The sequence below is a fragment of the Azospirillum rugosum genome, assembly GCF_017876155.1.
Lineage (GTDB): Bacteria > Pseudomonadota > Alphaproteobacteria > Azospirillales > Azospirillaceae > Azospirillum > Azospirillum rugosum.
The window spans coordinates 107,960-122,969 of sequence record NZ_JAGINP010000011.1 but is presented as its reverse complement, the minus strand read 5'-3'; the positions used below and the strand labels follow the sequence as shown (position 1 = coordinate 122,969).

The 15,010-nt window shown below is 68.6% G+C and carries 9 protein-coding genes; all 9 read left to right on the top strand.

Features of this window, described 5'->3' with window-relative positions:
- The first annotated feature begins 21 nt into the window (after window positions 1-21).
- The 9 genes from treS (at window position 22) to J2851_RS16290 (ending at window position 15,008) form a co-directional block, all read left to right on the top strand.
- Window positions 22-3,345, top strand: a complete 3,324-nt coding sequence (gene treS / locus J2851_RS16330; RefSeq protein WP_209767442.1) for a maltose alpha-D-glucosyltransferase — start codon at window positions 22-24, stop codon at window positions 3,343-3,345.
- Between the two features lie 207 nt (window positions 3,346-3,552).
- Window positions 3,553-5,802, top strand: coding sequence for a 1,4-alpha-glucan branching protein GlgB (gene glgB, locus J2851_RS16325; RefSeq protein ID WP_209767441.1), 2,250 nt, complete (start codon window positions 3,553-3,555; stop codon window positions 5,800-5,802).
- A 104-nt stretch (window positions 5,803-5,906) separates the two neighbouring features.
- Complete coding sequence (locus J2851_RS16320; protein ID WP_246500707.1) at window positions 5,907-6,230, top strand: nucleotidyltransferase family protein; 324 nt, start codon at window positions 5,907-5,909, stop codon at window positions 6,228-6,230.
- Window positions 6,220-6,576, top strand: coding sequence for a HepT-like ribonuclease domain-containing protein (locus J2851_RS16315; protein ID WP_209767440.1), 357 nt, complete (start codon window positions 6,220-6,222; stop codon window positions 6,574-6,576). The genes J2851_RS16320 and J2851_RS16315 overlap by 11 nt, the downstream gene beginning before the upstream one ends.
- A 28-nt stretch (window positions 6,577-6,604) precedes the next feature.
- Window positions 6,605-8,761, top strand: coding sequence for a glycogen debranching protein GlgX (gene glgX, locus J2851_RS16310; RefSeq protein ID WP_209767439.1), 2,157 nt, complete (start codon window positions 6,605-6,607; stop codon window positions 8,759-8,761).
- Between the two features lie 73 nt (window positions 8,762-8,834).
- Window positions 8,835-9,878 (top strand): response regulator, encoded by a 1,044-nt coding sequence (locus J2851_RS16305; RefSeq protein WP_209767438.1) that lies wholly within the window; start codon window positions 8,835-8,837, stop codon window positions 9,876-9,878.
- A gap of 348 nt (window positions 9,879-10,226) precedes the next feature.
- Window positions 10,227-12,422 carry a 4-alpha-glucanotransferase gene (gene malQ, locus J2851_RS16300; protein ID WP_209767437.1) on the top strand — a complete coding sequence of 732 codons (2,196 nt, stop codon included), beginning with the start codon at window positions 10,227-10,229 and terminating at the stop codon, window positions 12,420-12,422.
- Between the two features lie 129 nt (window positions 12,423-12,551).
- Window positions 12,552-13,031, top strand: coding sequence for a bacterioferritin (gene bfr / locus J2851_RS16295; protein WP_209767436.1), 480 nt, complete (start codon window positions 12,552-12,554; stop codon window positions 13,029-13,031).
- Window positions 13,032-13,343: 312 nt separating this feature from the next.
- The gene (locus tag J2851_RS16290; protein ID WP_209767435.1) at window positions 13,344-15,008 is read left to right on the top strand and encodes a methyl-accepting chemotaxis protein; all 1,665 of its coding nucleotides are present in this window, start codon (window positions 13,344-13,346) and stop codon (window positions 15,006-15,008) included.
- Window positions 15,009-15,010 lie beyond the last annotated feature (2 nt).

Here is a 15,010-nt window from a genome sequence, read left to right as displayed (position 1 = left end):
TTCCGGAGTGGCGGCAGCGGCATGAAGAGCTTGGACAACGGACGGATCGATCGCTCGGATTCGCTCTGGTACAAGGACGCGATCATCTACCAGCTGCACGTGAAGGCGTATTTCGACGCCGACAACGACGGCATCGGCGATTTCGCCGGACTGACGCAGAAGCTGGATTACATCCAGGACCTGGGCGTCACGACGCTCTGGCTGCTGCCCTTCTACCCCTCGCCGCTGCGCGACGACGGGTACGACATCGCCGACTACAAGGCGGTCAACCCGTCCTACGGCAATTTGCAGGACTTCAAGCGGTTCCTGCGCGAATGCCACGACCGCGGCCTGCGCGTGATCACCGAGCTGGTCATCAACCACACCTCCGACCAGCACCCGTGGTTCCAGCGCGCCCGGCAGGCCAAGCCCGGATCGAACCACCGCAATTTCTACGTCTGGTCGGACACCGACCAGAAGTACCAGGGCACACGCATCATCTTCTGCGACACGGAGAAGTCCAACTGGACCTGGGATCCGGAGGCGCAGGCCTATTTCTGGCACCGTTTCTATTCGCACCAGCCGGACCTGAACTTCGACAACCCGAAGGTTTTGCAGGAAGTGCTGAACGTGATGCGCTTCTGGCTGGACATGGGGGTGGACGGGCTGCGGCTCGACGCCGTGCCCTACCTGAAGGAGCGCGAGGGCACCAACAACGAGAACCTGCCCGAGACCCACGAGGTGCTGAAGCAGATCCGCGCGGAGATCGACAAAGGATACAGCGACCGCATGCTGCTGGCCGAGGCCAACCAGTGGCCGGAGGACGTGCTGCCCTATTTCGGCGATCCGGACAAGGGCGGGGACGAATGCCACATGGCCTTCCACTTCCCGCTGATGCCGCGCATCTACATGGCCGTCGCCATGGAGGATCGGCACCCCATCGCCGACATCATGCGCCAGACTCCGGACATTCCGGACCTGTGCCAGTGGGCCGTGTTCCTGCGCAACCACGACGAGCTGACGCTGGAGATGGTGACCGACAAGGAGCGGGACTATCTCTGGGACTTCTACGCCGCCGACCGGCGCATGCGCATCAACCTGGGCATCCGCCGGCGCCTCGCCCCGCTGCTGCAAAGCGACCGCCGCAAGATCGAGCTGCTGAACAGCCTGCTGATGTCGATGCCGGGCACGCCGGTGCTGTATTACGGCGACGAGATCGGCATGGGTGACAACATCTATCTCGGCGACCGCGACGGCGTGCGCACGCCCATGCAATGGTCGCCCGACCGCAACGGCGGCTTCTCCCGCGCCGACCCGGCGCGGCTGTTCCTGCCGGCCATCCAGGACCCGATCTACGGCTTCCAGGCGGTGAACGTCGAGGCGCAGCAGCGCAACCCCTCGTCCTTCCTGAACTGGATCAAGCGGCTGATCGCCGTGCGCCAGCAGCACAAGGCCTTCGGGCGCGGCAGCTTCCGCCTGCTCTATCCGGGCAACCGCAAGGTGCTGGCCTACCTGCGCTGCCACTCCACGGAGGAGGGGGAGGAGATCGTCCTGTGCGTCGCCAACCTGTCGCGCTCCGCCCAGGCGGTGGAGCTTGACCTGAAGCAGTTCCGCGGCCGCGTGCCGGTGGAGCTGCTGGGGCGCACGGTGTTCCCGCCGGTCGGCGACCTGCCGTACCTGCTGACCATCCCGGCCTATGGATTCTACTGGTTTGCGCTGGCCGCGGAGGCGCAACTGCCGTCCTGGCACGAGACGGTGCCGGAGCCGATTCCCGACCTGCTGACCGTGGTGGTGCGCGACGGCTGGCACAGCCTGATCAGCGGGCAGGCGCGGGAGGAGCTGGCGCGCGACATCCTCCAGGCCTTCCTGCCGCAGCAGCGCTGGTTCGCCGCCAAGGACCGCGGCATCGAGCGCGCGCAGGTTCCCATGTTTGCCCGCCTGCCCGGGCCGGGCGACGGATTCATGCTGGCCTGGGCCGACGTGGATCTGGCCGGCGGGGGGCGGCAGTCCTACCTGCTGCCTCTGGCCATGAGCTGGGAGGAGAACGCCGGGAATTTCGGTTGGCCGCTGCTGCCCTACACGCTGGCCAAGGCGCGGCGGGGGCCGCGCACCGGCGCCATCTTCGACGCCCTGCAGACCGACGCCTTCACGCGCAGCCTGATTGACGCGCTTCGTGAGGGGCGGGAGCTTCCGGCCTCCTCCGGCACGCTGCGCTTCACGCCGACCGCCCGCATGGCCGAGCTGACGCTGGGCGAGGACGCGGAGATCCGGCGCCTGGGCGTGGAACAGAGCAACAGCTCCGTCCTGGTGGACAGCCAAGCGGTGCTGAAGGTCTTCCGCCGCCTGACGCCCGGCTCGCACCCGGAGCTGGAGATGGGGCGCTTCCTGACCGAGGTGGCGCAGTATCCCAACACGCCGCCGCTGCTGGGGGCCGTGGAGCATGTGGCGGAGGACGGGACGCCGACGGCGCTGGTCGTCGTCCAGGGCTTCGTCCGCAACCAGGGCGACGGCTGGAGCAGCACGGTCGATTCGCTGGTGCGCGACCTGGACGACATCCGCCTGGGCGTCGTCCATGGCGGCGAGGAGACGGCGGGCAGCGAACCCTTCGGCATCCACCTTGCCATGACCGCGACGCTGGGCCAGCGCACCGCGGAGCTGCATTGCGCGCTGGCGCAGCGCACCGGCGACCCGGCCTTCGATCCGGAGCCGATCACCGCGGCCGACCTGAAGGGTTGGGCCGACGCCGCCCGCCGTCAGGCGGACGCCGCCTTCGCCGCGCTGCCCGGCGCGCTCGACCGACTCGCCCCGGCGGTGCGGGAGCAGGCGGAGGGGCTGCTCGCCCGCCGCGCCGAGGTGATGGACCGGCTGGCCGAACTGGCCGACACGCCGCCGCAGGGGCTGAAGACGCGCATCCACGGCGACTATCACCTGGGGCAGGTGCTGCGCGCCCAGAACGACTGGTACATCATCGACTTCGAGGGCGAGCCCGCGAAGACGCTGGAGGAGCGGCGGGCCAAGCACAGCCCCTTGCGCGACGTGGCGGGCATGCTGCGCTCCTTCAACTACGCGGCCTGGGCGGCGCTGTTCCGCATCGACGAGGCGGCCGCGCTGGAGGGCACCGGCGCCGCGCTGGAAGCCGCGCAGGACTGGGAGCGGCGCAGCACCCAGGCCTTCCTGGACGCCTACCGCGCCGCGATCGGCGGCTGCCCGAGCTGGCCCGCGGACGAGTCGGCGAGCCGGCGCCTGCTGGCCCTGTTCCTGATGGAAAAGGCGCTCTACGAGATCGCCTACGAGGCCGCCCACCGCCCGAGCTGGATCGGCATCCCGGTCAAGGGCGTGCTGGGCCTGCTCGACGGGACGGCGTAAGGCCACCGGAGCGTAGGTTGGGTGGAGCGCAGCGCAACCCAACATCCCTGGCATCGTGGGGTGTGTTGGGTTGCGGCTGCGCCTCCACCCAACCTACGAACTGAAAGGTTCAGGCGCGTGACCTAGGACATACCGCTCATGGTGTGACAAACGGCGTGGCGTTATGTTCACACCCCAAGAACGAAGGCAGGGGAAGAAGGGCAACCGATGCCGAACGACATCCGCACGGGAATCCGGCCTGAAACGCAGAAGGCGTCGCCGCTGCGCGGCGGCATCGAGGCGATCGTACGCGCCGACCACGGCGATCCGTTCGCGATCCTGGGCATGCACCAGGACGGGGAAGGGCAGCCGGTGGAGGTGCGGACCTTCATCCCCGGCGCCGAGCGCGTCTGGGTGATCGACAGCGCCAACGGCGATCCGGTCGCCGAGGCCGACCGGGTCCACGACGAGGGCTTCTTCCTCGCGACCATGCCGGACCGGACGCAGCGCTTCCGCTACCGCCTGCGCGTGCAGTTTCCGCTGGCGACGCAGGAGTTCGAGGATGCCTTCCGCTTCGGCAACGTGCTGGGCGAGCTGGACATCCATCTGCTGGCCGAGGGCACGCACATGAAGAGCTACGAGCGGCTGGGCGCCCACCCGCGGGAGATCGACGGGGTGGCGGGCGTGGCCTTCGCGCTGTGGGCGCCCAACGCGCGGCGGGTCAGCGTGGTCGGCGACTTCTGCGACTGGGACGGCCGCCGCCTGCCGATGCGCAAGCGCATGGAAGCGGGCGTGTGGGAGATCTTCGTCCCCGGCGCCACCGCAGGGCAGCGCTACAAGTTCGAGATCAAGGGGGCCGGCGGCGACCTGCTGCCGCTGAAGTCCGACCCCTACGCCTTCCAGGCGGAGATGCGGCCGCAGACCGCGTCGGTCGTGCACGGGCTGCCCAAATACGGCTGGCAAGACCAGACGTGGCAGCAGACCCGCGCCCACTGCGCCGAGCGGACGGCGCCCATCTCCATCTACGAGGTCCATCTGGGATCCTGGGCGCGCGTGCCGGAGGACGGCGACCGCTTCCTGACCTACCGGGAGTTGGCCGACCGGCTGGTCCCCTACGTGAAGGACCTGGGCTTCACCCACATCGAGATGCTGCCGATCACGGAGCATCCTTTCGACGGCTCCTGGGGATACCAGCCGATCGGGCTCTACGCCCCGACCAGCCGGCACGGCACGCCGGAGGACTTCAAGTATTTCGTGGACGCCTGCCACGCGGCGGGAATCGGCCTGCTGCTGGACTGGGTGCCGGGGCACTTCCCGACCGACCCGCATGGTCTCGGCTGGTTCGACGGCACGCACCTGTACGAGCACGCGGATCCGCGCCAGGGCTACCACCAGGACTGGAACACGCTGATCTACAACTTCGGCCGGACGGAGGTGCAGAACTTCCTGCTGGGCAACGCGCTGTTCTGGCTGGACCACTACCGGCTGGACGGGCTGCGCGTGGACGCCGTGGCCTCCATGCTCTACCTCGACTACAGCCGCAAGGCCGGGGAGTGGATCCCCAACCAGTTCGGCGGGCGGGAGAACCTGGAGTCCATCGCTTTCCTGAAGCGGATGAACGAGCTGACCTATGGGCACCACCAGGGCATCATGACGGTGGCCGAGGAGTCCACCGCTTGGCCGGCCGTGTCGCGGCCCGTCTATCTCGGCGGGCTGGGCTTCGGCTACAAGTGGAACATGGGCTGGATGCACGACACGCTGGAGTATATGGCGAAGGATCCCATCCACCGCCGCTACCATCACCACCAGCTGACCTTTGGCCTGATCTACCAGTTCTCGGAAAACTTCGTCCTGCCGCTCAGCCACGATGAAGTCGTGCACGGCAAGGGCTCGCTGATCAACAAGATGCCGGGCGACGACTGGCAGAAGTTCGCCAACCTGCGCGCCTATTACGGCTTCATGTTCGCCCACCCCGGCAAGAAGCTGCTGTTCATGGGCGGCGAGTTCGGCCAGTGGCGGGAGTGGAGCGAAGCGCGGAGCCTCGACTGGCACCTGCTGGAGGAGCCGCTGCACCAGGGGCTCCAGTCGCTGGTGCGCGACCTGAACCGCATGTACCGCGACCTGAAGCCGCTCCACCAGACCGACTGCGACCCGGCCGGCTTCGAGTGGATCGAGGCCAACGACAGCGACAACTCCGTCCTGGCCTTCCTGCGCAAGGAGACCGACGATCCGGAGCACCAGGTCGTCGTGGTCTGCAACTTCACCCCCATCCCGCGCCACGGCTACCGCGTCGGCGTCGCGCTGCCCGGCCACTACGCCGAGGTGCTGAACACCGACGCGACGGAGTATGGCGGCAGCGGTGTGGGCAACGAGGGCGGCCTGGAGTCGGAGGACACCGCCTGGCACGGCCGCCCGCACTCCATCAACGTGACCCTGCCGCCGCTGGGGACGGTGGTGCTGGAGCGCAAGGCGGGGTAGGGCGTCGCATCCGTCCGCGCCGCCCTTGACGGGCGGCGCGCGCTGCCCCTTTATTGGAACGGATTTCGGCTCACTGGATCCCGGATGATTGGACGTCCGGGTGGATGATGATGGAGAAACGGACCCAACCCCCTTCTGTGGACGAGGTGGTGCGCGTCCTGCGCACCCATCGCGATGCCTTGCGCCGTCGCGGTGTCCTTCATGCTGCGGTGTTCGGTTCGGTCGCACGAGGCGAGGCGCGGGACGATAGCGACATCGACATCCTGATTGACCTCGATCCTCAACATCCCATGGGGTTGTTCGAGTACACGCGCGTCACGCTCGACATCCGTGATCTCTTTGACCGGCGGACCGACGTCGTGTTGCGGAAAAACCTGAAGCCTGTCTTGCGCGCAACTGTGGTTGGGGAGGCGGTGAATGCCTTCTAGATCGCCGCGCCGGCGGCTGGAAGACATTCTGCAGAACATTGATGCCATTGTGGGCTTCATTGCAGGAATGAGCTTTGACGAGTTCCTGGCGGATCAGAAGACCAGCTACGCGGTGCTTCGCGCACTCGAAATCATTTCGGAAGCCTCCCGCCGCGTTCCCGACGTCGTCAAGGCGCGCCATGCCCATATCGACTGGCGAGCCGTCGCAGGCGCTGGAAACATTTATCGGCATGATTACGACACTGTGGACGACGCTCTGACGTGGCACACCATTCAACACGAACTCGCACCTTTGCGGGCCGTCGTCGCACTGGAACTGACGCTGATCGAGGGAGACGGGCCATGACGGTCCTGAAATACGGGGCCGCCGCCTGATGTCCATCGCCACCACCGCCACGCGCACGGCCGTCTGGCCCGGGAAGCCCTATCCGCTGGGGGCGAACTGGGACGGGTTCGGCGTCAACTTCGCCCTGTTCTCCGCCCACGCGGAGAAGGTGGAACTGTGCCTGTTCGACCAGACCGGACAGCGCGAGGTCGAGCGGGTCGTCCTGCCGGAATACACGGACGAGGTCTGGCACGGCTATCTGCCGGACGCGCGGCCGGGGCTGCTGTACGGCTACCGGGTCTATGGGCCCTACGACCCGGCGGCGGGGCACCGGTTCAACCCGAACAAGCTGCTGCTCGACCCCTACGCCAAGGCGCTGTTCGGGCCGTTCAAGTGGTCGGACGCCCATTACGGCTACCGCGTCGGCTCGACGCGCGAGGATCTGTCCTTCGACCGGCGCGACAACGCCCGCGCCATGCCGAAGGGGCGCGTGGTCGACCGCGCCTTCACCTGGGGGCACGACCGCCACCCGCTGGTGCCCTGGTCCGACACCATCCTGTACGAAACCCACGTCGGCGGCTTCACCATGCGCCACCCGGAGGTGCCGACCCCGCTGCGCGGCACCTTCGCCGGCATGTCCACCCACGCTGTCATCGATTACCTGAAGGCGCTGGGCATCACTTCGGTGGAGTTCCTGCCGGTCCAGGCCTTCGCGGACGAGCGGCATCTGGTGTCGAAGGGCTTGCGCAACTACTGGGGCTACAACACCGTCGGCTTCTTCGCGCCCGAGCCGCGCTACATGACCACCGGCGTTTTGTCGGAGTTCAAGACCATGGTCGCCCGCCTGCACGAGGCGGGGATCGAGGTGATCCTGGACGTGGTCTACAACCACACCGGCGAGGGCAACCACCTGGGCCCGACGCTGTCCTTCAAGGGCATCGACAATCTCAGCTACTACCGGCTGCTGCCCGACAACCCGCGCTTCTACATCAACGACACCGGCACCGGGAACACGCTCAACCTCAGCCACCCGCGCGTCCTCCAGATGGTCATGGATTCCTTGCGCTATTGGGTGACCGAGATGCATGTCGACGGCTTCCGCTTCGACCTCGCCACCGTGCTGGCGCGGGAGCCCTACGGGTTCGACCCCGGCTCGGGCTTCCTGGACGCCGTGCGGCAGGACCCGGTGCTGGCCGACGTGAAGATGATCGCGGAGCCCTGGGACGTCGGCCCCGGCGGCTACCAGGTCGGCAACTTCCCGCCGGGCTGGGCGGAGTGGAACGACCGCTACCGCGACACGGTGCGCCGCTACTGGCGCGGCGACGAGGGCATGCTGCCGGAGCTGGCCGGGCGTGTCGCCGGCTCGTCCGACCTGTTCGAGAAGCGCGGGCGGCGGCCCTGGGCGTCGGTGAACTTCGTCACGGCGCATGACGGCTTCACGCTGTACGACGTCGTCGCCTACAACGACAAGCACAACTGGGCCAACGGCGAAGACAACCGCGACGGCCATTCCGCCAACCATTCCTGGAACCACGGGGTGGAGGGCGAGACCGACGACCCGGCCATCCGGGCGGAGCGGGCGCGGCAGCGGCGCAACCTGCTGGCGACGCTGTTCCTGTCGCAGGGCACGCCGATGATGCTGGCCGGCGACGAGATCGGCCACACCCAGAAGGGCAACAACAACGCCTATTGCCAGGACAACGAGATCTCCTGGCTGGACTGGTCGCGGCGGACTGGGAGCACGGGCGATTCCATGCTCGCCTTCGTCAAGCGGCTGATCGCGCTGCGCAAGGCGCACGCGGTGCTGCGCCGGCCGGTGTTCCTGCACGGGCGGAAGACCTCGGCCGACGGGCTGAAGGACATCGTCTGGTACACCCCGCACGGCGTGGAGAAGGCGGCCGAGCATTGGCGCAACACCCACGCGCGCTGCATCGTGCTGCTGCTGAACGGCCACGCCGGCACCTACACCGGGGAGGACGGCGCGCCGCAGGACGACGGCGTCCTGCTGATCGTGCTGAATGCCCACACCGAAACCGTCACCGTCACCCTGCCCGAGGTGCCGGACGCCCGCGGCTGGCGCTGCGTGCTCGACACCCGGGTGCCGGACGGGGCGGGGGACGAGCGCATGCAGCTGGCCGGGCGGTCCGTCCCGGTGGACGGGCGGACGGCCCTGGTCTTCGTCCAGGTGGAATCGCGCGGACGTTGACACTGGTCAATCGGCAGCGCTTCCGGCTTGTGCTAGGGTCGGGCCCGGTGCGCCTGTCCCTCCGGATCCGTCCATGCCCGACTACGACTTCTCCCTGGTCGACGCCGCGATCATCGACACCCAGCACAACACCATGCGCGTCCTGCGCGAGGTGCTGTCGCGCCTGGGGCTGAAGCGGGCGGAAACCTACAGCTCCGCCCGCGACGCGGCGCGGGCGCTGGCCGAGGCGACTCCGGACCTGATCCTGCTCGACGCCGACGGGGAGGAGGCCGACGCCCTGCGGCTGGTCCGCAGCCTGCGCAACGAGCCGGACACCCGCAACCCCTACGCCTGCATCGTCGCCACCACCTGGCAGCCGACCCCGCTGCTGCTGACGCGCGTCACCAACGCGGGCGCCGACGACCTGCTGGTCAAGCCGGTGTCGCCCAAGCAGGTGCAGGACCGGCTGGCGACGCTGATCGAGAACCGCAAGAAGTTCGTGGTGACCGCCGACTACACCGGCCCCGACCGCCGCAAGTCGCCCCGCGACGGCGCGCAGGTGCCGCTGCTCGACGCGCCCAACACGCTGCGGCTGAAGGCGACGAACCGCTGGGCGCACCTGAACGCCCGCCAGCTGATGGCCGAGGCCAACGGCTTCGTCAACGAGCAGAAGCTGATGCGCGCCAGCGTGCAGGTGTCCTTCCTGATCGAGTTCGCCGTGCCCGGCCTGTCCGCCTGCCCGCCGGAAAAAATGGCGATCGAGCATCTGGCCCGCGTGCCCGGCTTCCTCGACGACCTGCTGCGCCGCCTGGACGACAGCCACGAGCCCGCGCCCGCCGAGTCCGCGGCCAAGTCGCTGAAGCTGCTGGCCGAACGGCTGCGCGCCCAGGCCGAATCGGGCGCCGTCGCGTCGGAGGAGCTGGAGCGCGCCCGCAGCCTCGCCCGCGAGCTGATGCAGGGCGTGGACCGCAGCCGCCCGCTCGACTCCATGGTGGCCGAGGTGGCCTCCGCCGTCGCCGCCTACCGCGCGCGGCTGGAACAGATGGCCCAAGCGAAGGCGGAAGCGGCAAGGGCGGCAGTGGCTGGGCCGGCGGGGCAGGGGTCGGGAGAGGCGCCGAAGGAAGCGGCGGCGGAGTAGCCGGACCCTCTCCCAGCCCAGCTGGGAGAGGGAGGGGCCCGTGCCAATGGCACGGGAGGGTGAGGGCAAGGTTTTCCCGAGAAACCAAGCCCTCACCCTCCCACTTCGTGGGCCCCTCCCTCTCCCTGCGGGGCAGGGAGAGGGGGCTTACGTCGGCGCCTCGCCGGCATTCCGGATCATCCCGGGTTGCGGCGTGTTGTCACCGTGCCCCGGCGTTCCGCGCGGCGCCCTTGCGGCGGATGCGAAAATACGAATGTTCGGGGCTGGACGGGGAAGGGCCGACACGCGATCTTCGCAGCGGGCGTTCCGTCGTCCGTCGCCACTCGTTTCAACCCGCGGGGATCCTGAATGAGCGCTCTCGACCGGCTTGCCGACCTGGTCGGCATCGAGCCCTTCTACCACGACATCTGGGGCAACCGGCGGGAGACGTCCGACGCGACCAAGCGGGCCTTGATCGCCGCCATGGGCCTGCCCGCCGGGTCCGACGAGGAGGTGGAGGCCAGCCTGCGCGCGGTGGACCAGCGGGCGTGGCGGCGCATGCTGCCGCCGGTGATCGTGCTGGATGAGCAGGCGCCGCTGGCGCTGACTTTCGCCCTGCCGGCCGGGCTGGACGACGCCGACCTGTTCTGGACCCTGACGGAGGAGACCGGCGTCAGCCACCGCGCCGCGCTGACCGTCGGCAACCTGCCGGTGGCCGACCGCGCGGTGATCGACGGCGTGGCCTTCGAGCGGCGCACCGTGTCCACGCGGCTGCCGTCGCGGCTGCCGCTCGGCTACCACCGGCTGTCGGTGGAGATCCGGCCCAAGGGGGTGGGGGGCTCGCTGGAGGGCAGCACGACGCTGATCGTGGCGCCGGAGCGCTGCCTGACGGTGGAGGAGGTGGTCCCCAGTGGGCGCACCTGGGGCATCGGGCTGCAACTGTATGCGCTGAAGAGCGGCGACGACTGGGGCATCGGCGACTTCGACGACCTGGGCCGCTTCGCCGAGGCCGCGGGGGGGCTGGGCGCCGGGCTTGTCGGGCTGAACCCGCTGCACGCGCTGTTCCCGGCGGACCCAAACCACATCGGCCCCTATTCGCCATCCAGCCGCAGCTTCCTGAACATCCTCTACATCGACGTGGAGCGCGTGCCGGAGCTGGACGCCACGCCGGACGCGCGGACGCGGATCGCGGCGGAGGACTTCCGCGCCCGCCTCGCCGCCGTCCGCTCGGCGGAGCTTGTGGACTACCCCGCCGTGTCGGCGCTGAAGATGCCGGTGCTGGAGGCGCTGCACGCCACCTTCCGCGCGCTGCCGGAGCGCCACCCGCGCCGCTTGGCCTTCGAGACCTTCCGGCGGGAGATGGGCGAGCCGCTGCGCCGCCACGCGACCTTCGAGGCGCTGCACGAGCATTTTTACCGGCAGGACCCGAACCTGTGGATGTGGCGCAGCTGGCCGCCGGCCTTCCACGACCCGAACAGCCCGGAGGTCCAGGCCTTCGCCACAGAGCGGGCCGATCGCTTGGACTTCTTCGAATACCTGCAATGGGAGGCCGACCGCCAGCTGGGTGAGGCGGCGGACCGCGGCCGGAAGGCTGGGCTCGCCATCGGCTTCTACCGCGACCTGGCGGTGGCGGCGCACCCCGGCGGGGCGGCGGCCTGGGCCGATTCGGGAATCCTGGTGCAGGGCGCCAACGTCGGCGCGCCGCCCGACCAGTTCAACCTGAAGGGCCAGAACTGGGGCCTCGCCCCGCTGTCGCCGGTGGGCCTGCGCGAGACGGCCTACGCCAACTTCGTCGCCATGCTGCGCGCCAACATGCGGCACGCCGGCGCCCTGCGCATCGACCATGTCATGGCGTTGCAGCACCTGTTCTGGATCCCGGCGGACGGCAGCGACGGCGCCTATGTCGAGTACCCGATGCAGGACCTGCTGCGCATCATCGCGCTGGAAAGCCGGCGCAACCGCTGCATCGTCATCGGCGAGGACCTGGGCACCGTGCCGGAGGGGTTCCGCCCGGCCATGGAGCGCGCCGGCATCCTGAGCTACCGCGTGCTGTATTTCGAGCGCAGCGCGGACGGCGGCTTCAAGCGGCCCGGGGAGTATCCGGCCGACGCCATGGTCACGGTGACCACCCACGACCTCGCCACCTTCAAGGGCTTCTGGACGAACCGGGATCTGGAGTGGCGCCAGCGGCTGGACCTCTACCCGGACAATGGTGCCCGCGACAAGGACAGCTGGGACCGCGGCGTGGACCGCTGGCGGATGCTCCAGGCGCTGTCGGCGGAGGGGCTGAAGCCGGCCAGCTACCCGACCGACGAGGGCTCCCAGCCCTTCTCGGCGGAGCTGATGGAGGCGGTGCACCGCTACCTCGCGCGCTCGCCCGGCCGAATCGCCATGGTCCAGGTCGAAGACGCGCTGGGCGAAGCGGAGCAGCCGAACCTGCCTGGCACCGTCGACCAGCACCCGAACTGGCGCCGCCGGCTGTCCGTCCCGGTCGAGGCGATGCCCGGCCACGAGGGACTGCGACGCCTGGCGGACGCCGTTCGCGCGGAGCGGGATCGGTACTGACGAAAGTTCTAATGTACGGCCAAAGTGGTTTGTCTTTTACGCCGTAGCGCTTACACTTCCCCACACGCCGATTACGGGAAATGGAGCCGGGGGTACACGCCCGCGCGACGGTTCAACACGGAGGGGAACATGAAAGGTGATCCGAAGGTCATCCGCCATCTCAACACGATCCTGACCAACGAGCTGACGGCCATCAACCAGTACTATCTGCACGCCCGGATGCTGAAGAACTGGGGCCTGCTGCGGATCGCCAAGAAGGTCTACGAAGAGTCCATCGGCGAGATGAAGCACGCCGACAAGCTGATCGAGCGCATCCTGTTCCTGGAAGGGTTGCCCAACCTCCAGGACCTGCACAAGCTGAAGATCGGCGAGGACCTGCCGGAGATGCTGAACGCCGACCTCGGCATCGAGAGCCTGAACCGCGGCAACCTCCAGGAAGCCATGGTCGACTGCGAGGCCGTGCGCGACTTCCAGAGCCGCGAGATCCTGCGCGAGATCCTGGACGACACCGAAGAGCACATCGACTGGCTGGAAACCCAGCTGGACCTGATCCAGCGCATCGGCCTGAACGCCTACCAGCAGGAGCAGCTGTACAAGGGCGACGAGTGATACGGACGGCGGCACTGGATGTGTTCATCCGCCGACCGTATGACCGTCCCGGGGGCAAGAACCGGGTTTGACGTTTCCGATTGATGGATGACAGCCGGTTGGACCGGGCAACGGCGCGGACCAACCGGCGCAAACCAACGACGCAACGAAAGGGCGCCGTGCACGCCTTCCGTTGAGGGCGATCCGTCAGGCGTGATCCCTGGCGCGTGACATGCGCGGATATGTATTGGTTTCTTAACAGTTCAAATGCGAAGCTTTGCGCGGACGCCGGTGTGGGAACCGCTGGCGGATGGTCCCGCGTGAGAGCCAACGATGAAGCTGTCCACCAAAATTCTGTTGCCGGTATTCTTGCTGTCCGCCGTGTCGGCGGTGATCGGCTCCACGTCGATGTGGGGGCTGAACCGCATTGGCACCGCCAACGAAGCCCTGATCCGGACCGACCGGATGGTTCTCGCGGCATCGGAACTGCGGTCGGTCAGCCGGGCGCTGCAACGCGATGCGCTGAACCTGATCGTAGAGGACGCCGCAGGGCAGGCCGCGATCGCCGAGCGGTTTGGCGCTCGCGTTGCCGAGATGGGCGAGAAGAACCGCCTGCTTGAACAGCTCCTCGTCGCGTCGGGCAACGCGCAGGCCGGGCGAATCGGCCCGTTGCAGACCAGGGTGATGGAGACGCTGGTCAAGGCACGCGACCTTGCCGTGTCGGGCAAGCGCGACGCGGCGCAGGAGCTGTTCCGCACCGAGGTGCGCGAGAGCGAGCGCGCCGCCTCCGCCCTGACCGACCCGATCATCGTGGCCGGGACGGAGGAGATCGCAAGCCTCACCGCGCGGGTGGAGCAAACCGAAGGCTTCGTGCGCGACCTGATGACGGCGGTCGGCCTCGTGGGCATGCTGGCCGGAGCGCTTCTGTCCTGGATCATCGCCCGCCGGAGCGTCGTCCAGCCGCTGGCCCGCCTGACCGCGACCATGGACCGCCTGACGCACAAGGACTATGGGGTGGACCTGTCGGACGCGTCGCGCGACGACGAGGTCGGGGCCATGGCCAGCGCCGTTTCCACCTTCCGCGATGCCTTGCAGACGGCCGACCGCCTGGAGGCCGAACAGGCGCGCGAACGCGCGGCCAAGGAGCAGCGCGCGCTCGCGATCGAGCGGCTGATCGGCCATTTTGAGAAGACGGTCGGCGGAATCCTGCACGCCCTGACCTCCGCCGCCACCGAACTGAACGTGACGGCGAACAGCATGTCGGGCATCGCGGCCCAAACGAACGAGGGGGCGGGTGCCGCGGCGAGCGCGTCGGCGGAGGCGTCGGCCAACGTGCAGGCCGTCGCGGCGGCCACGGAGGAGCTGTCCGCCTCGATCAACGAGATCAGCGGGCAGGTGGCACGCTCCACCGCCATCGCCGACCAGGCGGTCAGCGAGGCGCAGCAGACGAACGCCCAGGTGCAGGGTCTGGTCGAGCAGGCGCAGCGGATCGGCGAGATCGTGCAGCTTATCAACAACATCGCGTCGCAGACCAACCTGCTGGCGCTGAACGCGACCATCGAAGCGGCGCGCGCCGGCGAGTCCGGAAAGGGCTTCGCGGTGGTCGCCAGCGAGGTGAAGAGCCTGGCCAACCAGACGGCCAAGGCTACGGAAGACATCGGTCAGCAGATCGCGTCGATGCAGGGGGCGACCAATGGCGCCGCGCAGGCCATCAGCGGCATCAGCCGGACCATCGCGACCGTGAGCGAAGTGGCGACCTCCATCGCCTCGGCCATCGAGGAGCAGGGCGCGGCCACCGCCGAAATTTCCCGCAACGTCCAGGAAGCGTATGCCGGCACGAACGCGGTCAGCATGAACGTGGTGGACGTGAGCGAGGCGGCCACCCAGACCGGAGCGGCCGCCGCCCAGGTGCTCGGCGCGTCGGGTGAACTGGCCCGCCAGTCCGAAACGCTGAAGCAGGAGGTCGAAAGCTTCCTGGCCGGTATCCGCGCCGCCTGATT